Genomic DNA, 24,311 nt, shown 5'->3' with positions numbered 1-24,311 from the left:
CACAACCCCCCCCCTTGTGGGTGGGGGGTGGGGCCCGGGCCGGTGCCCGGGGGGGGCCCCCCCCCGCCCCTCACCCCTCCACCACCGCTTCGCGGCGGTCCCCCTCCCCATCAAAGATGGGGAGGATTTGTTACCGCGTCGGCACCGGCTCCGCACCCGAGTAATCATAGAAGCCGCGCTTGGTCTTGCGGCCATACCAGCCCGCCTCGACATATTTGATCAGCAGCGGGGCCGGGCGGAACTTGGGGTCGCCGGTGCCCTCGAACAGGACGCGGGTGATCTCCAGGCAGGTGTCCAGCCCGATGAAATCGGCCAGCGTCAGCGGTCCCATCGGATGGTTGAGCCCCAGCTGGCACGCCGCATCGATATCGGGGATCGTCGCCACGCCTTCGCCCAGCGCGAAGATCGCCTCGTTGATCATCGGCATCAGCACGCGGTTGACGATGAAGCCCGGCGCGTCATTGGCATGCACCACGCGCTTGCCCAGTTCCTGCGCGAAACCCTCGACCGTGGCGACCGTCGCGTCCGACGTGGCGAGGCCGCGGATCAACTCGATCAGGCCCATGACCGGCACCGGGTTGAAGAAGTGCACGCCGACGAAGCGACCCGCATCGGGGGCGGCCTGCGCCAGACGGGTGATCGGGATGGAGGAGGTGTTGGTCGCCAGAATGGCGGTATCGGACATCACCTTGCCGACCTCTTCGAAGATGGCGCGCTTGATCGCCTCCCGCTCGGTCGCGGCCTCGATCACCAGTTCGCAATCCGCCATGGCGGACAGGCTGCCGACCGGCGTGATCCGCGACAGCAGCGTATCGGCCGCTTCGCGGGTCATCTTTTCCTTCGTCACCAGCCGGTCGAGCGCCTTGGCGATGCCCGCCTTGCCCGCCTCGGCCCGTTCGGCCGAGACATCGGCCAGCTTCACCGCATAGCCCGCCGCCGCCGACACCTGCGCGATGCCCGCGCCCATCTGACCGGCCCCGATCACGCCCACTGACTTCATGACGACACTCTCCTGTTCATCCGGCCTGTTTCTCTGGCACAAAGCCTGTTGAAACGCGCCCTATCCGGTTCGGAACGGGATCGCCAGCAAAGGGGTTGACCGGGTTATGATTCGCATGAGCCTCGTCGCAGGGATCGCGCTGGCCGCTGCGGCGCCTGGTGTCGCCGCAACCGACACCCCCAGGCCGGGCAAGCTGAAGCTGTTCCGCGACTGGATCGTCGCCTGCGACAATGCCAAGGGCTGCGAGGCCGCCTCGCTGGCACCGGAGGAGGCGATGCTGCAGGATGTCGGGCTGATCGTGGCGCGCGACGGGGCGGGGGGCGTGACGGTGCGCGTCCGTGACATGACCGGCACGGCGAAGGCGGCGAGCGTCCGGGTCGACGGGCGGACCATCGCTTCGACCCCGCTCGACCGAGACGGCGAGGGCGAATGGCAGGGCCGATCCGCCACCGCGCTCGTCGCGGCGATCGCGCGGGGCAAGCGAGCCGCGCTGCTGACCCCGAGGGCCCATGGCGTGGCGCTGAACGGGGCGGCGGCGGCGTTTCGCTATATGGACGATCGACAGGGGCGGGCGGGCACGACCTCCGCGCTGATCGCACGCGGCGGGGCCCGCTATCGCGGCACGCCGCTTGCGCTGCCGGTGGTGCGGCTCGTCACCCCGCCGCCCGGCCCCGCCCCCGCCATCCCCACCACCGCGATCAACGAGGCGCGGCGGCGCTATGGCTGCGTGATCGACGATGGCAGCCCGTTCAGCGCCGACGCCCACCGGCTCGACCGGCGCAGCGCGCTGGTACTGATGTCATGCGGTGCGGGGGCCTATAATTATCTGGTGAAGCCGCTCATTTGGCGGGACGGCCGCTTGCGCCCCGCCGCCTTCGACTATGCCTATCATTTCGGCGACACGCCCGGCCCCGACGAACCCGAGACACTGGTCAATGTCGAATGGTCGCGCGACGGCCGCCTGTCGAGCTGGGGCAAGGGCCGGGGGCTGGGCGATTGCGGCGATGCGCAGCAATTCGGCTGGGACGGCACGCGCTTCCGCCTGCTCCACGCCGCGCAGATGACCGAATGCCGGGGGGCGATCGACACGCTGACCGTCTGGCGGACCCGTGCCGTCTCGACCCCGGCCACGGCACGATAGGAGAGGAGCCGCATCATGCTCGAACATCTGCCCGCCTGGTTGGGCAAGGCGATGAGCGGCTGGCGCGCCGGGGTCGAATCGATCGCGGTCGTGCGGCCCGAACTGGCGCCGCCTGCCGCGATGACGCTGAACAGTCCCGCCTTTGGCGATATGGCGCGGCTGCCCGAACGCTTCACCGCCGATGGCCAAGGCGTGTCCCCGCCGCTCGTCTGGGGCGAGCCGCCCGCCGGGACCGCGATGCTGGCGCTGCTGGTCGAGGATGCCGATGCACCGACGCCGCAGCCCTTGGTCCACGCCATCGTCTGGAACCTGCCGCCCCGCAGCGGCGACCTGGCCGAAGGGGCGATCGTCGCCGATGGCACGGGCACGCCCACGGGCGGCGATGTCGGGCGCAATTCCTATCTGAGCGAAGGCTGGTTGCCGCCCGATCCGCCGCGCGGGCATGGCGAGCATCGTTATGTCTTCCAGCTGTTCGCGCTGGATGCGCCGGTGGAAATCGCCGGGCAGACGCCGGGACGCGGTGCGCTGGTCGAGGCGATGGCGGGGCATGTGCTCGCCGCCGGGGTGCTGACGGGCACCTATTCGCGTGAGGAGGAAGCACCGGTGGGCCCGGTCGGCGCGGGCGCGATCGCCTGACGCCGGGTCGATCGGCGGCCGCTCGTCAGATCAGGACGATCCGGCCGCCGTCGTGATACGGCATGGTCACGCTCAGGCGATCGGGAAGATCGGCGCGGCGGTGGTGATGGCGAGGCCGGCAAAGACGAGCGCACCGACGACCGAGACGAGGATCTGGCGGGTCTGGAACGAGGCGAACATGGCAAAACTCCCTGGATGATCCGCCGGTCGACCCATTCGACCAGCGATGCCAGGGACTTTGCAGGGACCGTGCCATTTTCAGAAATGGCTGTTTTCCGGCGTTTTTTGACAGGTCGCCGGGAATGTTGGGAAATTTCGCCATGCGCCCGGCGGATTTCCCGCCACTGGGTGGCGGAAAATCACGTGTCGCTGCAGACCCGGTCGCGACCTTCCTTTTTGGCGCGGTAGAGAAGCGAGTCCGCACGCGCGAACAGCGTCTCCTGCGTATCGTCGGGGCGAAGCGCGGTGACCCCGGCGGAGAAGGTGACTTCCCCCACCGGCTCGCCCGTCTCGCGCACCCGCATCCGGCGGCTGCGCACCGCTTCGCGTGCCCGGTCGACCAGCGCGGCGGCCTGATCCGACGACAATCCGGTCATCAGGATCGCAAATTCCTCACCGCCATGACGGCAAACCAGATGCTCCTGCCCTTCCTCGGCCAGGATCTTGCTGATCGAATGCAGCACCCGGTCGCCCGTGGCATGGCCGAGTTCGTCGTTGATCCGCTTGAACCGGTCGACATCGCACAAGGCCAGGTGACAGCTCTCCCGCGCCTGGAAAGACTGGCCGAGCGCCTCGGTAAAGGCCAGGCGGTTGGCCAGCCCGGTCAGCGGATCGCGCCGCGCCGTCGCCCGCGCCTCGGCCAGCTTTTCGCGCAGCGCGTCGGCCTCGGCCGTAGCCTGTTCCAGCCGCCGCTCGGTCGCGTTGATCCGCTCCAGCATCTCGCCGGTCAGGCTCGCGAGCGCGGCGAGGCCGATCCCGCCGTCACGCTTCATCTCCGCGACGTTGCGCGCCAGATTCGCGCCAAAGGCCGATGTATCCGCCTGGACCGAGCGGATGACCGTCATGAAGGAGTCGACCTGATTCTGCGTCTGCTGGGCCAGGGCGTCGGAGCGCGCCTCCGCCTCGGGCAGGACGATCCGTTCGGGCGTGTCACGCACCGCCTCTGCCGCTGGCGACGAATCGGCCGTCGGCGCGGCCGTGTCGATCGGCCCGCCCAGCCGCACGATATCGTCCTGGTGCAGCCGCACCCCGCCATCGATCAGCGAGGCGACGGCCCGCGCCAGGCTGCCCTCCGGGTTCGTCAGGATCGCATGGACGAAGGCATAATGCGCCGGATCGGGCGACAGCCGGTGATCCTCGAGGAACTGGCCGATGCGATCGAATATGTCAGCGGGGGTCGTCATCGCGCGTTGCGGCTCCGCCTCCGCAACATCCCCCCATTGTCTGAAAAGCCCCATGACATGCGCCGATCAGCGACGGCTTTGCAGGTCACGTACCGCCGCCAACGTCGAGGCGACATGTTCGGCCGGGTTCATATCGTCATGAACGAAGACAACGCGCCCGTCGCGCCCGATGACATAGCTGGTGCGCGAGGTGATATCGCGTCCCTCGATCTGACGACCCAGCGCCACGTCATAGCCCTTGACGATCGCGGGGCCCGCGCTCGCCACCGGGAACTTGCCCGCGCATTCGGCCTTGGAGAAGGCGGCCAGCTTGTCCACCGGATCGGCCGACATGCCGATCACGCGCGCGCCCGCCGCGCGAAAGGCGTCGATCTTCTCGGCGAAGGCGCGCGCCTCGGCGCTGCATCCGCTGGTGAAGGCGGCGGGGAAGAAATAGAGGACGACCGGACCGTGGCGCAGCTGGTCTTTCAGATGGAGCGTAAAGACTTTGCCCGCCACCGCGCCGCGCGTCGTGAAGTCCGGGGCCACGGCACCGGGACGCAAGGCTGCCGCAGCGGGCACCGCCGCCATCGCCAGAAGAACCCCCAACACTGCCCGCATCGCCCTATTCCCTTATATTAAGATGGTTAATGCCTATCCGGTTGCGATGAAGGCGTCCATTGCTGATAACGCAGTCCTATCCTATCCGGGTTAACATGTCCGTACTTGCCGCCGATATTGAACTGGCCCTTCGACTTGCCGATGCCGCAGGAACCGCCATCCGCCCCTATTTCCGTCGTGAAATGGGGTTGGAGATCAAGGAAGACCGCTCGCCGGTGACGCTGGCCGATCGCGAGGCGGAGGCGGCGATGCGCCGCATCCTGGAGGCGGAACGCTCAGGCGACGGCATCCATGGCGAGGAATATGGCGTCAAGGACGGCGTGACGGGGCGCCAATGGGTGCTCGACCCCATCGACGGCACGCGCAGCTTCACCGTCGGGCGGCCGATCTTCGGCACGCTGATCGCGCTGGTCGAAAATGGCTGGCCGGTGCTGGGCATCATCGATCAGCCGATCGCGCGCGAACGCTGGCTGGGTGTCGCCGGGCGGCCGACCCTGTTCAACGGCGCGCCCATACGGACACGGACCTGCACGGCCCTGGACGGCGCGACGATCGCGACGACCAGCCCGCATCTGTTCGACGATGACGATGTGCCCCATTTCATGGCGCTGGTCGGCGCGATCAGCGGCAACAGTCCGCGCCAGGGCCCGGTCTATGGCGGCGACTGCTATAATTACGGCCTGCTGGCGAGCGGCCATATCGACATCGTCTGCGAATCGGGGCTGAAGCTGCACGACTTCGCCGCGCTGGTGCCGGTGGTCGAGGGCGCGGGCGGACGGATGTGCGACTGGAACGGCGACCCGCTGACCGCCGACAGCGCGGGCCATGTGCTGGCGATCGGCGACCCGGCGCGCACCGACGAGGTGTTGGAGGCGCTGCGCAACGTGCCGCATGGGCATCATCACGACCACGATCACTGATCTGAAATTCCTCCCCTGGAAGGGGAGGGGGACCATGCGCAGCATGGTGGAGGGGTGTCCCGCTATCGAGAGGGTGACACCCCTCCGTCAGGGCTTCGCCCTGCCACCTCCCCTTGCAGGGGAGGAATAGTTTATCCCGTCAGGCCCGCCGCTGTCGCTAGGCCCAGGAACGCCAGGAAGCCGATCGAATCGGTCGTCATCGTCACGAACACCGACGAGGCGACGGCCGGGTCGGCGTCGAACCGCTCCAGCGTCACCGGCACCAGCACCCCCGCCAGACCCGCGACCAGGATGTTGGTCATCATCGCCGCCGCGATCACCAGCCCAAGCGCGGGATTGCCGAAGACCAGGCTCACCCCCACCCCGATCACCGCCGCGACCGTCACGCCGTTCATCATCGCCACGCGGATCTCGCGCATGATCGCGCGGGCGGTGTTGGAGCGGGTCAGCTGGTTGGTCGCCAGCGCGCGCACCGTGACGGCCAGTGTCTGGGTGCCCGCATTGCCCCCCACCCCCGCCACGATCGGCATCAGGGTCGCCAGCGCCACCATCCGTGCGATCGTCCCCTCGAACGCGGCGATCACCGAGGAGGCGACCATTGCCGTCACCAGATTCGCCAGCAGCCAGCGTACCCGGCTCTTATAGCTGTCGAGGATCGGCTCGTTGATATCGCCCTCGCCCGCACCCGACAGGCGCAGCACGTCCTCGCCCGCCTCCTGCTGGATGATGTGGACGATGTCGTCGACGGTGATCATGCCGACCAGCCGCCCGCTGGCGTCGACCACGGCAGCCGAGATCAGCGCATATTTCTGGAAGCGCAGCGCCACCTCTTCCTGGTCCATGTCGACCGGGATCAGCGTCTGTTCGCGCTTCATCACGTCGCCGATCGCGATCTGGCCGGGCGCGCGCAAGATCCAGGAGAGCTGGCAGGTGCCGATCGGGCGATGGCCGGGATCGACGACGAAGATTTCCCAGAAATCGGTGGTCAGTTCCTCGTCGTCGCGCAGGAACTGGATCGTCTCGGCCACCGTCCAATGTTCGGGCACCGCGATCAGCTCGCGCTGCATCAGGCGACCGGCGGACTCCTCGGGGAAGGACAAGGCCTCCTCGATCGCGGCGCGGTCGTCCGGGTCGAGCGCGCGCAGCACCGCGCGCTGCTCGTCCTCGTCCATATCCTCGATGATTGCGACCGCGTCGTCGGTGTCGAGTTCGGAGGCAATGTCGGCGACTTCATGCGGTTCGAGCGCCTGGATCAGCTGCTCGCGCACATAGTCGTTCATCTCGGCGAACACGTCGCCGTTCAGCAGGTCGGCGACCGCGCGCGCCAGGTTGACGCGTTCCTCGTCCCCGACCAGCTCGAACAGATCGGCGATATCGGCGGGGTGCAGCGGCTCGACCAGCGCGCGGGCGCCCTCGTCGTCACCCGCCTCCAGCGCGTCGAGGACGCTGCGCACATATTCGGGTTTCAGCCGGTCGTCCTCGTCCAGCTGCGTTTCGGGCGGCAGGGCCTCGGCTTCGAGTTCGGGGAGTTCGGTGTCGCTGATCTCGGCCTCCCTCGATCGATCATGAACGCTGTGTCACGCCTCTAACTTGCGACGGCGGCATTTGCCAGCGGGCACCGGAATGCCTACCTGCGGGGCATCAACCAAGGAAGACCCCTTATGGCCGAGACTTTTTCCAAGCTGACCCTGACGCTCGAGAGCGGCGATGTCGTCATCACCCTGCGCCCCGACCTGGCGCCCGAGCATGTCGCGCGCATCGGCGGGCTTGCCAATGAAGGCTTTTACGACGGCGTCGTGTTCCACCGCGTGATCCCCGGCTTCATGGCGCAGGGCGGCGACCCCACCGGCACCGGCATGTCGGGCTCGGACAAGCCGAACCTGAAGCAGGAATTCAATGCCGAACCGCATGTGCGCGGCACCTGCTCGATGGCGCGGACCAACGATCCGAACTCGGCCAATTCGCAGTTCTTCATCTGCTTCGACGACGCGCGCTTCCTCGACCGCCAGTACACGGTCTGGGGTAATGTCGAGAGCGGCATGGAGCATGTCGACGCCCTCCCCAAAGGCGAGCCGCCCCGCAATCCGGGCAAGATTTTGAAGGCGACCGCGGAGTAATTTTCGCGAAATCCGATGGAAGGGGGGAGTCTCGAAAGAGGCTCCCCTTTTCTGTTGGTCCAACCGACCGCCCCAAGCACGCCCCTCCCGTAAACGGGAGGGGATGGGGGAGGGAAAGCCACGGGCGATGCGCTCTGTGAGACTCCCTGCCCTCCCCAACCCCTCCCGCCTGCGGGAGGGGCTATCGTTTGGGGAGAGGTCGTGTGCCCCTCAAACGTCGCGAAACACCGGTCGCCGCCGCTCCATATTCGCCTGCACCGCCTCGCGGAAATTCGCCCCCTGCATCAACGCCACCTGCTCAGCGCTCTCCATCGCCAGCATCTCCTCCGGCGCAGCCCCCATCGCCGCGAACAACCGCTTGGCGCTGCGCACGGCATCGGGGCTGCGCTCGGCGATCCTGGCGGCGAGCGCCATCGCCTCGGCGCGCGGGTCCTCGACCAGCCGGGTGACGAATCCCGCAGCCTGCGCTTCGGTCGCGTCGAACTCGCGCGCGGTATAGACCCATTCGCGAAGTACATCCTGGCGGACGCCCCGCCATAGGGCGAAGCCGCCCATGTCGGGCACGATCCCCCAATGCACCTCGCGAATTGCAAAACGGGTGGCGGGATGGGCCAGCCGGATGTCCGCGCCCGCCATGATCTGGGTCGCGCCGCCGAACACGACACCGTGGACAGCCGCAATCACCGGCACCGCCAGCGTGCGCCAGCCCCAGGTCACCTGCTGCACCAGATTCGCGGGGCCAAAGTCGCGCGCCGACAGGTCCAGCCCCGCCAGATCGCCCCCGGCCATCGCCGCCATATCAAGCCCGGAGCAGAATCCGTCGCCCTCCCCCGACAGCACCACCACGCGCAGATCGGCTCGCCCCGCCAGCGTGTCGATCGTCCCGGCCAACGCATCGAACATGGCGCGATCGATCGCGTTCAGCTTTCCCCCGCGCGCCAGCCGGACATCGGCGACGCCGTCCGTTACCGTCATCGTCACCCGGTCGTGCATATCTCTCTCCTTTTGCGCCAGCGCGTTGGTCGTGTAGACCATCGGCTTATGGGGTTCGATATGGAACGCTTCGTCGCGATGGGCGGCCTGGGTGGCGGACATGGCCAGCAGCTGGGCATCGCGTATCGCGCGCATGGCGACGACTGGGCCGAGCTGGCGCTGCCTTATGACGCGCGGCTGATCGGCGATCCGGTGAGCGGGGTGATCGCCTCGGGTCCGATCGTCGCGATGATGGACATGGCGACCAGCGTCGCGGTCTGGCTGAAGCGGGGCGTGTTCGAGGCGCATGTGACGCTGGACCTGCGGGTCGACTACCTCCGCCCCGCCGTGCCCGAGCGCACCGTGATCGGGCGCGGCGAATGTTACCGGCTGACGCGCAGCATCGCCTTTGTCCGGGGGATTGCGCATGACGGCGACCCCGACGATCCGGTCGCGCATGTCGCGGGCACCTTTATCGGCATGGCCGCATGAGCGCGCCGAAGACTGCGATTGGGCAGGGGATGGACCTGCCGCCTTATGCGCAGTGGCTCGGCTGTTCGATCGACTGGGTCGAGGGTGCGCCGCAACTCGTCATGCCGTTCGGCGAACACGTGATGGGCTGGCCGGGGCTGCTACAAGGCGGCGCGATCGCGGGGCTGCTGGAGGTGGCGGGGATCGCCGCGCTCACCCACCGGCTGGCGGGCGACGGCGCGGCGCGGATCAAGCCGGTGACGATCACCACCAATTACCTGCGCACCGGCCGCGACCAGCATCCGACCCGTGCGGTCGGCGTCATCCTGCGCCTCGGCCAGCGGACCGCCAATGTCGAGGCGGTCGCCTGGCAGGAGGATCGCGACCAGCCGATCGCGACCGCCCGGCTGAACTACCGAATCCTGCGCGGCTGAGGTTTCGCGAGCGCCTGCTTGATCGCGGCATCGGCGACGGGTGCCATCACGGCATAGCCCGCCGCATTGGGATGCACCCCATCGGTGCCGTAAGCGGGGTTCAGCGCGTCGCCGACATGCAAGGCCGACCAGTAATCGGCATAGGTCGCGCCGACCCGTTTGGCATAGTCCTTCAACCACGCATTCAGCGTCGCAATGCGCGGTGCGGTGGGCAGGCCCGGCTTCCACTCGAAATGGTCCGCAGGCGGGATCGAGGCCAGGATCACGCGGATGCCATTGGCCTGCGCCAGCTGCACCATCGACATGATATTGCCCTCGACCTGGGCGTCGGTCGTCGGGCCGGTATTGCCCGCGATATCGTTGGTGCCCGCCATGATCTGCACCACCGCCGGATGCAGGTCGATCACGTCCTGCCGAAAGCGCAGCAGCATCTGCGCGGTCGTCTGTCCGCTGATCCCGCGCCCGATCCGGCCGGGCACGAAGAATTGCGGCATCTTGTCGACCCAGCCCTGCGTGATCGAATCGCCCATGAAGACCACGCGCGGCTGCCCCGCGACGGGCGCAGGCAGCTTCGCATTATCGTCGCGGTAGCGGGCCAGATAGGCGAAGTCGTTGTGCAGCCGCTCCTCCCATTCGCGAGCCCAGCGCTGGCCGTCCGTCTCCTTCTGCGGTGTCTGCGCGACGGCAGGCACCGCGAGGCTCAGCACGGCCAGCGCCGCCAGCATCACCCGGCTCACGGGCGCAGGTCCGCAGCGGTCGCGGTGACGTTCCAGCCGCGCACATTCACCATCGGCTTGTCCGCCTTGGCCGTGGGATAGCGAATTTCGATCACGCGGGTCTCTCCGGGCATCAGGGTAACGTAATTGTCGCTGAAATAGGCGGGCAGAATCTGGGTGCCGTCGGCGTTCATCACGGTCAGCTTGGTCTCGATCGCGGGCACCGAACCATTATTGGTCAGGGTGACGCTGGCGATCGTCTCGTCGCCCTGAGGCTGCGTCGTCGCGGTCGCGGTGACGGGGGCCGCCGCCATGCCGGTCAGCGCGCGATAGCCCGCATCGTCCGCCGCTTCCCAATAGCTGTTGGTCGACAGGACCTGCCCACCCGCATCGGTCGCCTCCAGCCGGACCAGCACGGCCCCACGCTTCATGGCAGGCGCGAGGTCGAGGGTCAGCGCGGGCGTCACCCCCTCGGCATTCGCGACGATCTTCGCCTCCTGCTCGCCCTCGGATCGGCCGTCGAGCCCGATAATCTTCGCACGCACCTGCACGCCCTTCAACGCGTCGCGCGTGTTGTTGACCAGCACGACGCGGTGGTCGGGCAGGTTCATCTGGACATGGATCGGCTCGGCGGCCTTCTTCACCCCGTAAAAGGCGGCATGGGTGTCATAGTCGGACGAGAAGATCTGCCACGCCGAGGACGGCCAGGCGGGCTGCGTCATCCACAGCATCCGGCCGGAATTTTCGGTCCAGAGACCGGCATTCATCCCCTCGAAAATGGCGCGATAGGATTCATACTCCATCATCTGCGCCTTGCGCTCGAAATCCTCCAGCCCGGTGGCGGGGCCGAAGCGCTTTTCGAGGGCGTCAGTGAAGCTCTTCACCGCGCCGTTCCCGGTCTGGTGCCAGTCATGATAGGCCCAGACATCGCCGATCGGCCAGCGATCCGCCTCGGCCGGGATGGTCCGCTTCCACGCCTCCAGCGTGGGGAGCGAGGGCGTACCGACCTCGACCGAGAAGCCCTTGGCATGATCAGTGAAATATTCGACCGGCGGCCGCCAGTTATACGGCCCCGAGCCTTGCAGGTTCACCGCGTTGGACGAGGGCATATAGAGCCGCGTCCCATCCTCGGCGCGCAGCAGCGTGTCGAGCCCGGTATTGAGGATCGGCTGCGGCACGCCCTCGTTCCGGCCGAACCAGGCGACAATCGAGGGGTGGTTGCGATAGCGGCGCACCACGTCGGTCGCATTCGCCAGGAACAGCTGCGGGTCCTCGGCCTCCATATTGTAATCCTGGGTCGACTCCCAGAAGTCGGACAGGACCATCAGGCCATATTCGTCGGCCAGGTCGAAGAAGCTCTCCTCGGTATTCTGCCCCACCCAGTTGCGGATGATGTTGAGATGCGCGTCGCGGTGCAGGCGGAAGAATGGCTCCAGATGCGCGCGGTCGACGCGCTTCATATATTCGTCCATGCCGATATTGCCGCCGCGCGCCGCAATGCGCACGCCATTGACCCGCAGAACGAGGTACGGGGCAAGGCGCGGATCGTCGGTCAGCTTGGCGACCGCCGCCGACTGGTCGCCGCCGGGCGTGAAGCTCATCGCCCAGCCATTCGCCGTCTTGCGGATGCCCTTGTGGCTGGTGTCGATCAGCTTGGGCCCACCGCGCGCGCGGTTGAGGTCGAGCGTCACCCGCTCCAGATCGCCGTCATCGTCGAACAGTGACAGGTCATAGGTCACCTGCCGCATCCCGAAGCGCAGGCTCTTCGAATCGGACAGCGCGCCGTCCACCGCCGCCGTGATCGCCAGATCGTGCAGCGCCGGGTCGCCATAGCCATTGGGCCACCAGAGGCGCGGATTCTTGACCGACAGCTGTGGGAACTCGCTCGGTGACAGGACGGCACGGATCGTCTGGCCCGGCGCGACCGTCACCGGCTTTTCGACGACGACATCGTCGAACACCGCGCGCACCGTCGTCGTCACCGGAGTCTGGCCATTATTGGTGACGGGTACTGCGATCTCGACATCGGCGACCGAGTTATCGGGCTTGGGCAGGGTGGTGACGACCTGCGGGTCGCCGATCACCGCCGGGCCGGTCGCGGAGAGCGTTACGCCCTGCCACAGCCCGGTATTGCGGTCGCGGACGGAGGGAATCCAGTCCCAGCCCTCGGTCGCGACGAAGGTCGGGCCGTCCATCATCTGGACGCCGCCATTCTCGCCGACGCCCGCGGTCATCGATTCCTCGTGCGCGATACCGGGATGCGGCGGCGGCGAGACGCGCACGGCAACGGCATTGCGCCCAGGCACCAGTGTGACGGGGAAGCGGCCGCGGATGAAGGCGCCCTTCATCGTGCCCATCATCCGACCATTGACCCAGACTTCGGCCGAATAGTTCACGCCGCCAAAGGTCAGCCACATGGTCCGCCCGGCAGCCTCGGCAGGCGTGTCGAACTCGGTGCGATACCAGTAATCCTGCCGCGCCAGCGTCTCCGGGATGGACAGGTTGTTCAGCCCCACCGCCGGATCGGGATAGACGCCGCGATCGACCAGCGTGGTCAGCACCGTGCCCGGCACGGTCGCGGCATACCATTTGCTCGCGTCGTAATTGCCCTGTGACAGGTCCGCGCCGCCGGGGCCGACCTTCGCCGCCTCGATCAGCCGCCAGCCATTCACCGCCCATTGCCCGGTCGCCGTCGAGACGAGCGCAGCGTCCTTGGGCTCGGGCTTGGCCGTGCCGCTGGTCGGGATCGGGGCCTTGGACTGGGGCAGGGTCCAGGCGTCCTGCGGTGCGGTCTGTCCCTGCATCTGGCGGGTTTGATAGGGCCAGGTCGGGCTGCCGGTCTGGAGCGCCAGCTTCGCCGGATCGGGGGCGCGGCGCGCGGCGACGCGGATGGCCAGCGGATCGACCGCCTCGCGCACCATGCGAAAGTCGACGATCTTGCCCGCAAAGACCGGCTGATAGCTGCGGGGCGCCAGTGTCGCGACACCGATGACCGGCTCCAGCGACAGCCCGCGCTGCACCACCTGTCGGCCATTCACGAACAGCCGGACGATCTTCCCGTCATAGCTGGCGGCGATATAGGTCCATTTGTTGCGATCGGCGGTGCCGCCGCCCTGCACCACCCCGGCTTCGGTGACGAGCGCGGGCTGGCCATCGACCAGCGCCAGATAGCGACGCGGGCCGGTGGTCGGATCGCCGAAGCCGCCGATCAGCATCGTCGTACCCTTGCCCATGACGCTGCGCGGCTGCACCCAGGCGGACAATGTCCAGTTGGGCGCAGCGACCGGCGTCGGCACGATCGCGCGGCGATAGGCACCGCCACCCGGCGGCAGATCGGCATTGATCGGCCCCAGCGGCGTGGTCGGGGGCGTGGCCGAAGGCTGGGCCGCAGGGGCCGTCTGCGCAGAGACGCCCAGACTCCAGCACAGCGCCGTCATCGATGCCAGAGCCCCTATCGCCCTTGCCGTCGCCACGCTCATGCCTGCTCCCTTTTTGATCGCCGCCGGATAAAGCAAATGAAAAGCCCTAAAGTCAAAGGCCACCCCCATATTCCTCCCCTGCAAGGGGAGGTGGCAGGGCGAAGCCCTGACGGAGGGGTATCGCGCTCTCGATAGTGGGGACACCCCCCGTCACGCTGCGCGCGACACCTCCCCTTGCAGGGGAGGAATAGGGATCAACGCCCGAAGCGGTCGATCGCCTCGCGGATACCGGTCCAGACTGTACCGAGCTGTTCCGGCGTGATGGAATAAGGTGGCATGACATAGATGGTGTTGCCCATCGGCCGGACGAGCAGATCGGCCTCGCGGAAATGCGCGAGCAGCCGGGGGGCCAGGTCGGACAGATAGTCCTGCCCCGCGCCCAGCTCGAACGCGGCGATGGTGCCGAGCTGGCGAGGACTGTGGACCGACGGTTCGCTTGCCACCGTGGCCAGATGCGCCGCCTGCGCCGCCGCCAGCGTATCGATCCGCGCCTGCACCGGCTCGTCGCGCCAGATCGCCAGATTGGCCGCCGCCGCCGCGCAGGCGATGGGGTTGGCGGTATAGCTGGACGAGTGGAAGAACTGTCTGGACCGATCGGTCTGCGACCAATGCGCCTGAAAGATCGGCTCGGTGGCCAGCGTCACCGCCAGCGGCACCGCGCCGCCGGTCAACCCCTTGGACAGGCAGAGAATGTCGGGCACCACCCCCGCCTGTTCGCAGGCGAAGAGCGTGCCGGTGCGGCCCCAGCCGGTCATCACCTCATCGGCGATGAACAACACGCCGTAGCTCGCGCAAATCTCGCGAATCGCGGCCAGCGTCTCGGGCGCGTAGAGCAACATGCCCCCCGCGCCGAGCACCAAGGGTTCGACGATGAACGCCGCCGCGCCCGCCCGGCATTCCGCCTCCAGCGCATCGAGCGTCGCTTGTATGTCGCTGGGAAAGGGAATGGTGCCGACATTGAAGAGCAGCGGCGCATAGGCGCGGTTGTACACGCCCCGCGCGCCCACCGACATCGCGCCGATCGTGTCGCCATGATAGCTATGTTCGAGGACAAGGATGCGGTGACGCGGCGCGCCCCGGTTGAGCCAGTATCCCAGCGCCATCTTCAACGCGACCTCGACCGCGGTCGAACCCGAATCGGAGAAGAACACCCGCGTCAGGGCGGGCGGGGTGATCCGGACCAGTTCGGCGGCGACCGCTTCGGCGGGTTCATGGGTCCAGCCCGCGAAGATGATCTGGTCGAGCTTGCCCGCCTGGTCCGCGATGGCGGCGCTGATGCGCGGATGGTTGTGACCGTGCGTCGTCACCCACCAGCTGGAGATGGCATCGATGACCTCGCGCCCGTCGACGGTGGTCAGGACCGCGCCGCTGGCCGAGGCGACCTTGGGGATCGGCTCGCCCAGGCCATGCTGGGTGAAGGGGTGCCAGACGGGCGAGGTCATCGGAAATCCCCGATGTCGAAGTTCGCGGCGAACGCCCCCGCCAGCGTCTCGCGATTCAGGTCAGGCAGGCGCGGCAGGCGGCCGAGCCGCTTGGCCCCGCCGATCGCGGCGATGGTCGCCTCGCTATCCTCGACCGAATCGCCGACGAATGCGATGCCGAGGATCGGCACGTCGCGCGACCGCAGCGCCTCGATCGACAACAGGCTGTGGTTGATCGTCCCCAGCCCGGTCCGCGCGACGAGCACCACCGGCCGTCCCCAATGCGCGAACAGATCGGCGAACAGCAACTGCCGCGTGACGGGCACCAGCACGCCCCCCGCCCCCTCGGTCACCAGCGGCCCGTCGACCTGCGGCAAGGCGAGGCGCGCCAGGTCGATCGTCACCCCGTCAATCTCGGCGGCGCGATGCGGCGAACAGGGCGTCGTCAGGCGATAGGCGGAGGGCAGGACCGGGCGCCCACTGAGCCGCGCCACCGTTTCGGCATCGCCATGCCCCTCGTCATCGGTGCCGGCCTGGACCGGCTTCCAATAGCTTGCTCCAAGCGCGCCGGTCAGCGCGGCGGAAAAGACGGTCTTGCCGATTTCGGTATCGGTGCCGGTGACGATGACGGCGCTCATGCCAGAACCTCCTGCAACGCCTGGTCGAGCGCGACGATGTCCGCCGCCTCGACGTTCAACGTGATGGACAGCCGCAACCGCGCGCTACCGACCGCGACCGTCGGCGGGCGGATGCCGCGAATGTCGAACCCGCGCGCCTGCAACGCTCCGGCGGCGCGCATGGTGCGGCCATTGTCGTGCAGGATCAGCGGCATGATCGGCGTGCCGTTCGCCAGCGTGCCATGGGGTGCCAGCCGCTCACCCGCCAGTGCGATCCGCTCGTGCAGCGCGGCCCGCCGCTCGGGCTCGTCGGCCAGGATATGCAGGCTCTCACGCACGCCGCGCGCCATCAGCGGCGACGGCGCGGTCGAGAAGATGAAGCCGCGCCCGCGATTGACCAGATAGTCGCGCACGACGCGCGGCCCGACGACCAGCGCGCCCTCGCACCCCAGCGCCTTGCCGCAGGTGTGGAGGGTGATGACCCGCTCGCCCGGTGTGGCGAGGCCCTGCCCCCGGTCGCCGAAGACGCCGGTCGCATGCGCCTCGTCGACGATCAGCATTGCGTCATGTCGCTCGGCCACCGCCATCAGTTCGGCGAGCGGCGCGGTGTCGCCATCCATCGAATAGAGGCTTTCGACCGCGATCCAGACCGTGCCCTTGCCGCCCTGTGCCCGCCACGCCCGGATCGCGTCCTCGAACGCCGCCGGGTCGTTGTGCGTCGCCGCGATCGATACGGCGCGCGACAGCGTCATCCCCTCATGCATGCTGGCATGGACCAGCGCGTCATGGACGATCAGGTCGCCTCGCTGCGGCAAGGTCGCCAGGATCGCGACATTGGCGGTATAGCCGGACGAGAAATAAAGGCTGGCCTGCGCGCCGAAAAAGGCGGCTGCCTCCGCCTCCAGCGCCTCATGCTCGACATGGTTGCCGCGCAGCAGCCGCGATCCGCCCGAACCGACCGGCACCCCTTCCTCCACCGCCTGCGCCATCGCGGCGGCGAGGCGCGGACTGTTCGCCAGCCCGAGATAGTCGTTGGAGGCGAAATCCCTGCCCGTCTGCGGGGCCAGGACCCGCAACCGGTCCCGCGCGGCCAGCCGGGCCAGATCGGCGCGATGAAAGTCCAGCATGGCGCGTCCCTAAAGCGCGACGCGGGGAAGCGGAACCCGGATTACGCGCTCAGACCGGCTCGGCCAGCGTCACGATCGACACGCCGGGGGTCAGCGGCACACGGCCGACCAGATGCCGCTCCAACCGGAAGATCGCCTCGAACGTCTTGTTGAGCGGCGCGGGCGGCGGCGAGTCGTCGCTGTCGTCGCGCCCCGTGATCCGCCCGGCGATGCGCGCGGCGGCCGCCAGCGGGAAGAGCAGCGAGTTGAAATAGCCGAGCTTGCGGGGTTTCAGCCCCGCCTTCTCGATCGCCGACGCCAACGTCCCCTTGGAATAGCGGCGATGATGATGGTTCACCACGTCATGCGCCGACCACATCCACTGATGCGCCGGAACCGCGATCAGGATCTTGCCGCCCGGCTTCAGGCACGACTTCATCGCGGCGAGCGCGGCGACATCGTCCTCGATATGCTCGACCACGTCGAGCACCGCGATCAGGTCGTACGCGCCGCGCGCGATCCCCGGCAGTTCGGGGAGCGGCGCATCGCCGACCGGCTTGCCCAGCCGGGCGGACGCGATTTCGCGCGCGGCCGGATCGATCTCGATCGCATCGACCGTGCCGAAGCTCGCCAGCATCGGCAGATTGTGCCCGGTGCCGCAGCCGATCTCCAGGATACGCGCGTCCTTCGGCAGCTTGCCATAGCGGGTCAGATAATCGGCCAGGATGTCGCGGCGGGCGCGATACCACCAATGGGTGGAATCATGCGCGGCCATGCGGTCGTAAACGATACGGTCCATGAACTTATCCGAAGACCCATTGGCGGTTGAGCGCGAAGGTCGCGATCGGCGTGATCGTGACCACCGGGATCAGCGCGACCCAGGGTTGTTGATGCAAAAGCCCCGTCACGATCCAGGTGAACAGCGCATTGAGCGCCAGGCCGAAGCCCTGGACGACGAGGAATTTCAGATGCTGCTTGCCACTGGAGTCGCGGGTGCCGTGCCCGCGAAAGCTCCACGCGCTGTGCAGGAAGAAGCCGAAGATTACCGCCACAAGGAACGCAGGCGGCACCGCCAGCACGGCCTTGTCGTGCGGCAGGACCCAGGACGTCAGCGGCAGATAGACCGCCGAATAGACGACCGTCGACAGGCCCCCTGCAATGCCGAACCGGATGATCTGGCCCAGCATCCCGCTGGACCGCCATCGATCGATCTGATGCTGAAGAGTCGCCATACCCCCGACCTTGCCCTTTGCGCCGCCCGCGATAGAGCAGCCCCAGGTCCTGCGCCTTAGGCTGCGGGCGGGTATGAGGGAAGCGTCTTTGGAACGTCTGCAGCGTGAGATCGACCGCAACTGGCAACGCTGGGTGCTGGTGGCGTGGGCCGCGATCACCGCCTGGTACATATATGACCGCTGGGGCCAGATACGCTGGTGGTCGCTGGGCGACACCGACGACAATATGCGGTTGATGCAGGTCCGCGCCTGGATGGCGGGCCAGAGCTGGTATGATCTGCGCCAGTATCGGATGAACCCGCCGGTCGGCTTCGACATCCATTGGAGCCGCATCGTCGACCTGCCCATCGCGGGGCTGATCCTGTTCTTCCGCCTGTTCACCACGCCTGCCTGGGCCGAGCGACTCGCCTGTGGTCTCGCGCCGCTGATCCCGCTGTCGATCACCATGACCGCGCTGGCGGTGACGCTGCGGCGGCTGATCGCGGTGTGGAGCTGGCCGCTGGGACTCGCGCTGCTGCTATGCGCCCATGCCACGCTGCTGATGTACATGCCGATGCGTATTGACCATCATGGGTGGCAGCTGGCGATGCTGGCGGTCACCGTCGCAGGGCTGTGCGACCCAGAAGCCAAGCGCGGCGGTGCACTGGTCGGCCTCGCCAGCGCGGTATCGCTGGCGATCGGGCTGGAGATGCTGCCCTATGCCGCGATGGCCGGGGCGATCCTGACCCTGCGCTGGGTCTGGGACCGGGCGGAGGCGGAGCGGCTGGCGGTCTATGCGCTGACCCTGGGCGGCGGCAGCGCGGCGGGGTTCGCGGCGTTTGCCTCCAACGCCAATTATGCGATGCGCTGCGATGCGCTGACCCCGGTCTGGCTGTCCGTGACGGTCGCGGCGGGGGCGCTGCTGTTCGTGCTGGCGCGGATCAATCCGGCGTCGCGGGGCGCGCGCCTTGGCCTGGCGGTGGTCGCGGGCGCGGCGATCGCGGGCGGTTTCGCCAGCCTGTTCCCGCAATGCCTGACCCGCCCGGAACAGGTCAGCCCCGAATTGCAGCGCAACTGGCTGAACAATGTCCGCGAGGCCAAGCCGATCTACAAGCATCCGCTTCGCGTCGCGCTGCCCATGGCGATCATGCCGGTGATCGGGATGATCGGTGCGATCGTCGCGGCGTGGCGGCGGCGGACGGTCGGGTGGACGGCCGTGGCGCTGTTCACGACCTTCGCCTGCCTGATGCTCTTGTGGCAGGCACGCGCGGCCCCGGCGGCGCAGATGCTGGCGGTGCCGGGCATCGCAGCGCTGTTGTGGATGATCCTGCCCTGGCTGGTGCGGCTGCGCTCGCCGCTGCTCAGGGTGCCCGCGATCGTGCTGGTGGTGCTGGTGCCGACCGGCATCGCGGCAAGCTGGGTCGTCAACTATCTGCCGTCCACCCAGCCGAGTGCCTATGCGAACCGCGTCAACCGCGCGACCGGACAATGCGTGCGGACCTCGGTTCTGACGCGGGTGAATGCCTATCCCAAGGCGACGGTCTTCACCTTCGTCGATCTGGGGCCGCGGCTGATCGTGACGACGCATCATGACGCCATCGCGGGGCCGTATCACCGCAATGGCGACGCGATCCTGGACGTGCAGCACGCCTTCCAGGGCAGCGAGGCGCAGGCCCATGCGATCATGAAGCGGCACGGCGCGACGCTGCTGCTGATCTGCCCCGACATGGCCGAGTCGACCAACTACCGCGCGCGGGCGCCGGGCGAGTTCTATGACCGGATGGCACGCGGCTGGACGCCGAACTGGCTGACCCCACTGCCGCTGCCCAAGGGGTCGCCGCTAAGGTTGTACCGGATCAGCTAAGAAATTCCTCCCCTGCAAGGGGAGGTGGCAGGGCGAAGCCCTGACGGAGGGGTGTCAGGGCGACACCCCTCCACCATGCTTCGCATGGTCCCCCTCCCCTTACAGGGGAGGAATAGAAGTTATCGCAAACTGGCGGTCACCCCGTCGATCACGAACTGCACCGCCAGCGCCGCCAGCAGCACGCCCAGCACGCGGGTAATCACCGCCTCGATCTTGGCGCCCAGCAGCCGCATCAGCGGTCCCGCCGCCAGCAGCGCGACCAGCGTCAGCAGCAGGATCGACACCATCGCACCCAGCACGACGATCGAGGCCTCCAGCCCCGAATTGCGGCTCATCAGCAGCATGACGGTCGCGATCGAGCCGGGCCCGGCGATCATCGGCATCGCCATCGGGAAGATCGAGACATCCTCCGCCTCGTGCGGATCGTCGGCGACCTTGGCGGCGCGGTCCTCGCGACGCTGGGTCCGTTTCTCGAACACCATTTCCAGCGCGATCAGGAACAGCATGATGCCGCCCGCGATGCGGAACGCCGCCATCTCGATGCCGAGACCATGGAGCAGCGCCTCGCCGAACAACGCGAAGACGAACAGGATGACCGAGGCGACCATGACCGCCCGGATCGCCATCGCGCGGCGATGCTGCGGCGTCGCGCCCGCCGAGAGGCCCGCATAGATCGGTGCACAACCCGGCGGATCGATCACCACGAAGAAGGTGATCAGCGAGGAGATGTAGAGTTCGAGCACGGCCTTACAGCGCCGTCTGGTCGATCGCGACGCCCTCGCGCCGTCCGGCCGAAACCAGCGTGTTGCGCAGCAGGACCGCGATCGTCATCGGGCCGACGCCGCCGGGAACCGGGGTGATCGCCCCGGCGCGCTCGGCCGCCGTGTCATATTCGACATCGCCGACCAGCCCCGTCTCGGTGCGGTTGATGCCGACATCGATGACGCTCGCGCCGGGCTTGATCCATTCGCCCTTGACCAGGCCGGGCACGCCGACCGCCGCCACGACGATATCGGCGCGCCCGACGACTTCGGCCAGGTTGCGCGTGCGGCTGTGCGCCACGGTCACGGTGCAGCTTTCGCCGAGCAGCAACTGCGCCATCGGCTTGCCGACGATGTTGGAGCGGCCGACGACGACCGCGTCCATGCCCGACAGGCTGGGGTGGATGCTTTTCAGCAGCATCAGGCAGCCGAGCGGGGTGCAGGGCACGAAACCCTCGCTGCCCGTCGCCAGTCGCCCGGCATTGACCGGATGAAAGCCGTCGACATCCTTGTCGGGGTCGATCGCCTGGATCACCGCCTGTGCGTCGATCTGACCCGGCAAGGGCAGCTGGACGAGGATACCGTCGACGGTGGGGTCTTGGTTCAGCTGTTCGACCAGCGCCAGCAGAGTCGCCTGATCGGTATCGACGGGCAGGCGATGCTCGATGCTCTCCATGCCCGCCTCGCGCGTCGCCTTGCCCTTGGAGCGGACATAGACGCTGGAGGCGGGGTCCTCGCCGACCAGCACGACCGCCAGTCCGGGCGCGCGGCCCGCCTGTTCGCGGAACGTGGCAACCTGGGTGGCGATGCGGGTGCGGAGGGCGGCGGCGAAGGCCTTGCCGTCGATGATCGTGGCGCTGCTCATGGACACTCGCCATAAAGCGCCTGGGCCAACCGCGCCAGTATGTGCGGGTCTCCGGTAATATGCAGGCGCTTCAGCCGGGCGGTTTCGCCCGCGATGATCGTCACCGCGCGCTTGGGCACGCCGAAATGCTTGGCGACCAGCGGGATCAGCGCCGCATTGGCCGCACCATCGACCGGCGGCGCCGACAGGCGCGCGGCGAAATGCTCCTCGGTCCCGGCGGTCAACGCGTCGCGTCCACCGCGCGGCGTGACCCGGACCACGATTCGGATACCGTCCTTATCGGCCGTCCAGGCGGGCATCAGCCGACGACGACCGCCCCCCCATACATCGCATTGGCGATGGCGGTGTCCAGAATCTTGCCCAAAATGATGACCGCCAGCAGCACGACCATCGGCGACAGGTCGAGCGCGCCGAAATCGGGCAGGATGCGCCGGATCGGGCGATAGAGCGGATCGGTCATCTTTTGCAGCGCGTACCAGACCGACCGAATGAAGTCGTTCGAGGTGTTGATGACGTTGAAGGCGATCAGCCAGGACAGGATCGCCTGCACGATGATGATCCACCAGACGACGTTGAGCAGTATCTGAAGAATCTGAAGGATGAGGACCAACGCAGGGAGCTCCCGAAGACGGATTTACCCATATCTAGGGCGCGCGGGCCCTTGGGGCAACAATCGTGCGCGGCGATCCTGACGCAGGCGGAACGAAGCCCCCGGTCGCGCGTCCCCCATTCATGATGCAGGTAAGGGGATGGCCGCGCTGGACGCGGGTCGCGGCGGGGTTGCTGATCGGGCTGCCGATGCTCTTCCTGTTGATCCTGGCGGTGTTCCCCTGGGGCGTCCTTCGCAGCGCTGTCTGCCGCGAAGCGACCGCGCGGTTCGGGCGGCCGGTAACGATCGGATCGGTCCACCGGGTCGACAGCATCGGCTTTCATCCCACCATCGCGGTCGAGGATCTGAAGATCCCCCAGGCCGTTTGGGCGGGACAGGGCGATTTCGCGCGCGTGGCAAAGGCGGACATCCGCTTCTCGGTCTGGCCGCTGCTGCGCGGTGCCTTTGTCCCTGAGGATATCCGCGTGTCGGGTCTCCGGCTGGCGCTGGTCCGTGACAAGGAGGGCCGCACCAACTGGTCGCGCCCCGGCGCGCCGACGGAGGGCGGCAGCGCCACCGATCTGCAAGGGCTGACCGTCACCGACGGCGTGGTGAGCTATCGCGACGCCAAGGAGGATCGGCAGGCGGTCTTGAAGGTCGCCGCCGATCCCGACCAGGGTGTCCGGGCCGAGGGCGAAGGCCGGGTACGCGGCGCACCGGTGCGGATCGCCTTTACCGGCGCGGCGGTGAAGCCCGGCCGCTGGCCCTTTACCGCCGCGATCACCGGCGATCGGCTGACCATGAAAGCGGTCGGCACGATGGACCGGCCGCTCGACACCGATGCGATGACGCTGGACCTGACGGCGCGCGCCGACGATCTGAAGCGGATCGACGCGGTGATCGAGGCCGGGCTGTTCCAGACCCGTGCGGTCGAACTGACCGCGCATGTCCGCCATGACCGCCCCCGCTGGACGATCACCGACCTGAAGGGGCGAATCAGCCGCTCCGACCTGAGCGGGCATCTGACCGTGGATAAAAAGGCGGGTCGCACCCTGCTCGATGGCGAGGTGAGCGCCCGACAGCTCGATTTCGACGATCTGTCCTCACCGGAGGGACAGGCCGAGGCCGCCGCGCTGGAACGCCGGATCGGCCCACGGCTGGTGCCCAATACACGGATCGATATCGGCAAGATCGATACGACCGACGGCACCATCCGCTTCAAGGTCGGCCAGGTGGTCAGCGCGCACGGCCCCTCGCCGATCACCGGCCTGTCGGGACGGATGACGATGGATCATCAGTTGCTGACCATCGGCGATATCCGCATGGCCTTGCGCGAAGGCATGGTGACGGGACAGGCGGTGGTCGACCAGCGGAACGGGGCCAAGGTTCCGCGCCTGTCGCTCGACCTGCGCCTGCGCGGCGCGAGCGTCTTGTCGCTGTCGGGCGAAACGCAGATCACCGGCCAGGTCGCGGCACGCGCCAGGCTGACGGGGATGGGCGAGACGGTGCGCGCGGCGGTCGGACGCTCGGACGGACGGATCGGGCTGGTCGTTGCCAACGGGACGCTGCCCGATCGCTATGCGGCGGCGCTGGGCTTCGATGCGGGCGCGGCGTTCATGGGCGATAGCGGGCGGGCGACCTTGCGCTGCCTGATCCTGGGCGTGGACATGAAGGACGGCACGGGCCGCGCCGACCCGCTGATCGTCGACACCTCCCGCAGCCGGTTGGATGGGACGGGCACCATCACCTTCCCCGACGAGCGGCTGGCGCTGCGCCTGACCGGTGCGCCGAAGCAGGGCGCGACGCTGCGGCTGGCGGGCGCGGCGACGGTATCGGGTACGCTGGAGAAGCCCGACCTCGTCATCCCCAAGGAGGTGAAGTCGGTCGGCAATATCTTCAAGTCGATCGGCCGGGCGATTACCGGCGACACCGGGCCAAAGGCGCAGAACGCGGCCTGCGGTACGCTGGCCCGGCAGGTGCTGCGCTAA

The 24,311-nt window shown here is 67.9% G+C and carries 24 protein-coding genes; 8 read left to right on the top strand and 16 right to left on the bottom strand.

Going from position 1 to position 24,311, the window contains the following annotated elements; genetic code table 11:
* Nucleotides 1-130: 130 nt before the first annotated feature.
* A complete protein-coding gene (locus U1H82_RS11020; protein WP_322964967.1) occupies nt 131-1,000 on the bottom strand; it encodes a 3-hydroxybutyryl-CoA dehydrogenase in 870 nt (289 codons plus the stop codon).
* Nucleotides 1,001-1,106: 106 nt separating this feature from the next.
* Here U1H82_RS11020 and U1H82_RS11015 point away from each other — a divergent pair, with 106 nt between their 5' ends.
* Together U1H82_RS11015 and U1H82_RS11010 are read left to right on the top strand one after the other, a co-directional pair.
* Nucleotides 1,107-2,141 carry a DUF1176 domain-containing protein gene (locus tag U1H82_RS11015; protein ID WP_322964965.1) on the top strand — a complete coding sequence of 345 codons (1,035 nt, stop codon included), beginning with the start codon at nt 1,107-1,109 and terminating at the stop codon, nt 2,139-2,141.
* A 15-nt stretch (nt 2,142-2,156) separates the two neighbouring features.
* Entirely contained in the window at nt 2,157-2,777 is a 621-nt protein-coding gene (locus U1H82_RS11010; protein ID WP_322964963.1) for a YbhB/YbcL family Raf kinase inhibitor-like protein, read from the top strand.
* Nucleotides 2,778-3,136: 359 nt separating this feature from the next.
* Here U1H82_RS11010 and U1H82_RS11005 read toward each other — a convergent pair whose 3' ends face one another.
* Nucleotides 3,137-4,180 (bottom strand): GGDEF domain-containing protein, encoded by a 1,044-nt coding sequence (locus tag U1H82_RS11005; protein WP_322964962.1) that lies wholly within the window; start codon nt 4,178-4,180, stop codon nt 3,137-3,139.
* 66 nt (nt 4,181-4,246) lie between these two features.
* A complete protein-coding gene (locus tag U1H82_RS11000) occupies nt 4,247-4,780 on the bottom strand; it encodes a peroxiredoxin (RefSeq protein ID WP_322964961.1) in 534 nt (177 codons plus the stop codon).
* A 95-nt stretch (nt 4,781-4,875) separates the two neighbouring features.
* Between U1H82_RS11000 and U1H82_RS10995 the strand changes: the two genes are divergently transcribed.
* The gene (locus tag U1H82_RS10995) at nt 4,876-5,700 is read left to right on the top strand and encodes an inositol monophosphatase family protein (RefSeq protein WP_322964960.1); all 825 of its coding nucleotides are present in this window, start codon (nt 4,876-4,878) and stop codon (nt 5,698-5,700) included.
* Between the two features lie 131 nt (nt 5,701-5,831).
* On the opposite strand, the gene mgtE is transcribed toward U1H82_RS10995, so the two are convergent.
* Nucleotides 5,832-7,244 carry a magnesium transporter gene (gene mgtE / locus U1H82_RS10990; protein ID WP_322965082.1) on the bottom strand — a complete coding sequence of 471 codons (1,413 nt, stop codon included), beginning with the start codon at nt 7,242-7,244 and terminating at the stop codon, nt 5,832-5,834.
* Between the two features lie 117 nt (nt 7,245-7,361).
* Between mgtE and U1H82_RS10985 the strand changes: the two genes are divergently transcribed.
* The gene (locus tag U1H82_RS10985; RefSeq protein ID WP_322964959.1) at nt 7,362-7,817 is read left to right on the top strand and encodes a peptidylprolyl isomerase; all 456 of its coding nucleotides are present in this window, start codon (nt 7,362-7,364) and stop codon (nt 7,815-7,817) included.
* Between the two features lie 210 nt (nt 7,818-8,027).
* Here U1H82_RS10985 and U1H82_RS10980 read toward each other — a convergent pair whose 3' ends face one another.
* Nucleotides 8,028-8,810 (bottom strand): crotonase/enoyl-CoA hydratase family protein, encoded by a 783-nt coding sequence (locus tag U1H82_RS10980; RefSeq protein ID WP_322964958.1) that lies wholly within the window; start codon nt 8,808-8,810, stop codon nt 8,028-8,030.
* A 60-nt stretch (nt 8,811-8,870) separates the two neighbouring features.
* On the opposite strand from U1H82_RS10980, the gene U1H82_RS10975 reads away from it, so the two are divergent.
* Nucleotides 8,871-9,281 (top strand): PaaI family thioesterase, encoded by a 411-nt coding sequence (locus U1H82_RS10975; RefSeq protein ID WP_322964957.1) that lies wholly within the window; start codon nt 8,871-8,873, stop codon nt 9,279-9,281.
* On the top strand, nt 9,278-9,694 hold the full coding sequence (locus U1H82_RS10970; protein ID WP_322964956.1) for a PaaI family thioesterase: 417 nt from the start codon (nt 9,278-9,280) through the stop codon (nt 9,692-9,694). The genes U1H82_RS10975 and U1H82_RS10970 overlap by 4 nt, the downstream gene beginning before the upstream one ends.
* Here U1H82_RS10970 and U1H82_RS10965 read toward each other — a convergent pair.
* The 7 genes from U1H82_RS10965 to U1H82_RS10935 all read right to left on the bottom strand — a co-directional run bounded on the left by U1H82_RS10965 (nt 9,673) and on the right by U1H82_RS10935 (nt 18,265).
* Nucleotides 9,673-10,431 (bottom strand): SGNH/GDSL hydrolase family protein, encoded by a 759-nt coding sequence (locus U1H82_RS10965; RefSeq protein ID WP_322964955.1) that lies wholly within the window; start codon nt 10,429-10,431, stop codon nt 9,673-9,675. The genes U1H82_RS10970 and U1H82_RS10965 overlap by 22 nt on opposite strands.
* Entirely contained in the window at nt 10,428-13,889 is a 3,462-nt protein-coding gene (locus tag U1H82_RS10960) for a glycosyl hydrolase 2 galactose-binding domain-containing protein (protein ID WP_322964954.1), read from the bottom strand. Before U1H82_RS10960 ends, U1H82_RS10965 begins: the two co-directional genes overlap by 4 nt.
* 194 nt (nt 13,890-14,083) lie before the next feature.
* Nucleotides 14,084-15,331, bottom strand: coding sequence for an adenosylmethionine--8-amino-7-oxononanoate transaminase (locus tag U1H82_RS10955; RefSeq protein ID WP_322964953.1), 1,248 nt, complete (start codon nt 15,329-15,331; stop codon nt 14,084-14,086).
* Nucleotides 15,328-15,948 carry a dethiobiotin synthase gene (gene bioD, locus U1H82_RS10950; RefSeq protein ID WP_322964952.1) on the bottom strand — a complete coding sequence of 207 codons (621 nt, stop codon included), beginning with the start codon at nt 15,946-15,948 and terminating at the stop codon, nt 15,328-15,330. Before bioD ends, U1H82_RS10955 begins: the two co-directional genes overlap by 4 nt.
* Nucleotides 15,945-17,054 carry an 8-amino-7-oxononanoate synthase gene (locus U1H82_RS10945; protein WP_322964951.1) on the bottom strand — a complete coding sequence of 370 codons (1,110 nt, stop codon included), beginning with the start codon at nt 17,052-17,054 and terminating at the stop codon, nt 15,945-15,947. Before U1H82_RS10945 ends, bioD begins: the two co-directional genes overlap by 4 nt.
* Before the next feature lie 49 nt (nt 17,055-17,103).
* Nucleotides 17,104-17,832: a class I SAM-dependent methyltransferase gene (locus tag U1H82_RS10940; protein ID WP_322964950.1), complete on the bottom strand. Its 729-nt coding sequence runs from the start codon at nt 17,830-17,832 to the stop codon at nt 17,104-17,106.
* Nucleotides 17,833-17,836: 4 nt separating this feature from the next.
* Nucleotides 17,837-18,265, bottom strand: a complete 429-nt coding sequence (locus U1H82_RS10935; RefSeq protein ID WP_322964949.1) for a GtrA family protein — start codon at nt 18,263-18,265, stop codon at nt 17,837-17,839.
* Nucleotides 18,266-18,338: 73 nt separating this feature from the next.
* Between U1H82_RS10935 and U1H82_RS10930 the strand changes: the two genes are divergently transcribed.
* The gene (locus tag U1H82_RS10930; protein WP_322964948.1) at nt 18,339-20,108 is read left to right on the top strand and encodes an AcrB/AcrD/AcrF family protein; all 1,770 of its coding nucleotides are present in this window, start codon (nt 18,339-18,341) and stop codon (nt 20,106-20,108) included.
* A 119-nt stretch (nt 20,109-20,227) separates the two neighbouring features.
* On the opposite strand, the gene U1H82_RS10925 is transcribed toward U1H82_RS10930, so the two are convergent.
* Genes U1H82_RS10925 through U1H82_RS10910 form a run of 4 tightly spaced genes read right to left on the bottom strand, consistent with a single transcriptional unit; the run spans nt 20,228 to nt 22,344 of the window.
* Nucleotides 20,228-20,851, bottom strand: coding sequence for a MarC family protein (locus U1H82_RS10925; protein ID WP_322964947.1), 624 nt, complete (start codon nt 20,849-20,851; stop codon nt 20,228-20,230).
* Nucleotides 20,852-20,855: 4 nt separating this feature from the next.
* Nucleotides 20,856-21,734 (bottom strand): bifunctional methylenetetrahydrofolate dehydrogenase/methenyltetrahydrofolate cyclohydrolase FolD, encoded by an 879-nt coding sequence (folD, locus tag U1H82_RS10920; protein ID WP_322964946.1) that lies wholly within the window; start codon nt 21,732-21,734, stop codon nt 20,856-20,858.
* On the bottom strand, nt 21,731-22,033 hold the full coding sequence (locus tag U1H82_RS10915) for a DUF167 domain-containing protein (protein ID WP_322964945.1): 303 nt from the start codon (nt 22,031-22,033) through the stop codon (nt 21,731-21,733). Before U1H82_RS10915 ends, folD begins: the two co-directional genes overlap by 4 nt.
* The gene (locus tag U1H82_RS10910) at nt 22,033-22,344 is read right to left on the bottom strand and encodes a YggT family protein (RefSeq protein WP_056438920.1); all 312 of its coding nucleotides are present in this window, start codon (nt 22,342-22,344) and stop codon (nt 22,033-22,035) included. The genes U1H82_RS10915 and U1H82_RS10910 overlap by 1 nt, the downstream gene beginning before the upstream one ends.
* Before the next feature lie 122 nt (nt 22,345-22,466).
* Here U1H82_RS10910 and U1H82_RS10905 point away from each other — a divergent pair, with 122 nt between their 5' ends.
* Nucleotides 22,467-24,311, top strand: coding sequence for an AsmA family protein (locus U1H82_RS10905; protein ID WP_322964944.1), 1,845 nt, complete (start codon nt 22,467-22,469; stop codon nt 24,309-24,311).

Source organism: Sphingomonas fuzhouensis (genome assembly GCF_034659795.1).
Taxonomy (GTDB): Bacteria; Pseudomonadota; Alphaproteobacteria; order Sphingomonadales; family Sphingomonadaceae; genus Sphingomonas; species Sphingomonas fuzhouensis.
The sequence above is the reverse complement of the archived record's forward strand: the minus strand, read 5'-3'. Positions and strand labels throughout refer to the sequence as shown.

What these genes read in the sequence shown, in the direction of transcription:
- U1H82_RS10940 (WP_322964950.1), bottom strand. Translation starts at nt 17,832, where the DNA reads ATGGACCGTATCGTTTACGACCGCATGGCCGCGCATGATTCCACCCAT.
- folD (WP_322964946.1), bottom strand. Translation starts at nt 21,734, where the DNA reads ATGAGCAGCGCCACGATCATCGACGGCAAGGCCTTCGCCGCCGCCCTC.
- U1H82_RS10915 (WP_322964945.1), bottom strand. Translation starts at nt 22,033, where the DNA reads ATGCCCGCCTGGACGGCCGATAAGGACGGTATCCGAATCGTGGTCCGG.
- U1H82_RS10935 (WP_322964949.1), bottom strand. Translation starts at nt 18,265, where the DNA reads ATGGCGACTCTTCAGCATCAGATCGATCGATGGCGGTCCAGCGGGATG.
- U1H82_RS11005 (WP_322964962.1), bottom strand. Translation starts at nt 4,180, where the DNA reads ATGACGACCCCCGCTGACATATTCGATCGCATCGGCCAGTTCCTCGAG.
- U1H82_RS10985 (WP_322964959.1), top strand. Translation starts at nt 7,362, where the DNA reads ATGGCCGAGACTTTTTCCAAGCTGACCCTGACGCTCGAGAGCGGCGAT.
- U1H82_RS11015 (WP_322964965.1), top strand. Translation starts at nt 1,107, where the DNA reads ATGATTCGCATGAGCCTCGTCGCAGGGATCGCGCTGGCCGCTGCGGCG.
- U1H82_RS10930 (WP_322964948.1), top strand. Translation starts at nt 18,339, where the DNA reads ATGAGGGAAGCGTCTTTGGAACGTCTGCAGCGTGAGATCGACCGCAAC.
- U1H82_RS10970 (WP_322964956.1), top strand. Translation starts at nt 9,278, where the DNA reads ATGAGCGCGCCGAAGACTGCGATTGGGCAGGGGATGGACCTGCCGCCT.
- bioD (WP_322964952.1), bottom strand. Translation starts at nt 15,948, where the DNA reads ATGAGCGCCGTCATCGTCACCGGCACCGATACCGAAATCGGCAAGACC.
- U1H82_RS11000 (WP_322964961.1), bottom strand. Translation starts at nt 4,780, where the DNA reads ATGCGGGCAGTGTTGGGGGTTCTTCTGGCGATGGCGGCGGTGCCCGCT.
- U1H82_RS10945 (WP_322964951.1), bottom strand. Translation starts at nt 17,054, where the DNA reads ATGCTGGACTTTCATCGCGCCGATCTGGCCCGGCTGGCCGCGCGGGAC.
- U1H82_RS10995 (WP_322964960.1), top strand. Translation starts at nt 4,876, where the DNA reads ATGTCCGTACTTGCCGCCGATATTGAACTGGCCCTTCGACTTGCCGAT.
- U1H82_RS10960 (WP_322964954.1), bottom strand. Translation starts at nt 13,889, where the DNA reads ATGAGCGTGGCGACGGCAAGGGCGATAGGGGCTCTGGCATCGATGACG.
- U1H82_RS11010 (WP_322964963.1), top strand. Translation starts at nt 2,157, where the DNA reads ATGCTCGAACATCTGCCCGCCTGGTTGGGCAAGGCGATGAGCGGCTGG.
- U1H82_RS10905 (WP_322964944.1), top strand. Translation starts at nt 22,467, where the DNA reads ATGATGCAGGTAAGGGGATGGCCGCGCTGGACGCGGGTCGCGGCGGGG.
- U1H82_RS10955 (WP_322964953.1), bottom strand. Translation starts at nt 15,331, where the DNA reads ATGACCTCGCCCGTCTGGCACCCCTTCACCCAGCATGGCCTGGGCGAG.
- U1H82_RS10980 (WP_322964958.1), bottom strand. Translation starts at nt 8,810, where the DNA reads ATGCACGACCGGGTGACGATGACGGTAACGGACGGCGTCGCCGATGTC.
- U1H82_RS11020 (WP_322964967.1), bottom strand. Translation starts at nt 1,000, where the DNA reads ATGAAGTCAGTGGGCGTGATCGGGGCCGGTCAGATGGGCGCGGGCATC.
- U1H82_RS10975 (WP_322964957.1), top strand. Translation starts at nt 8,871, where the DNA reads ATGGAACGCTTCGTCGCGATGGGCGGCCTGGGTGGCGGACATGGCCAG.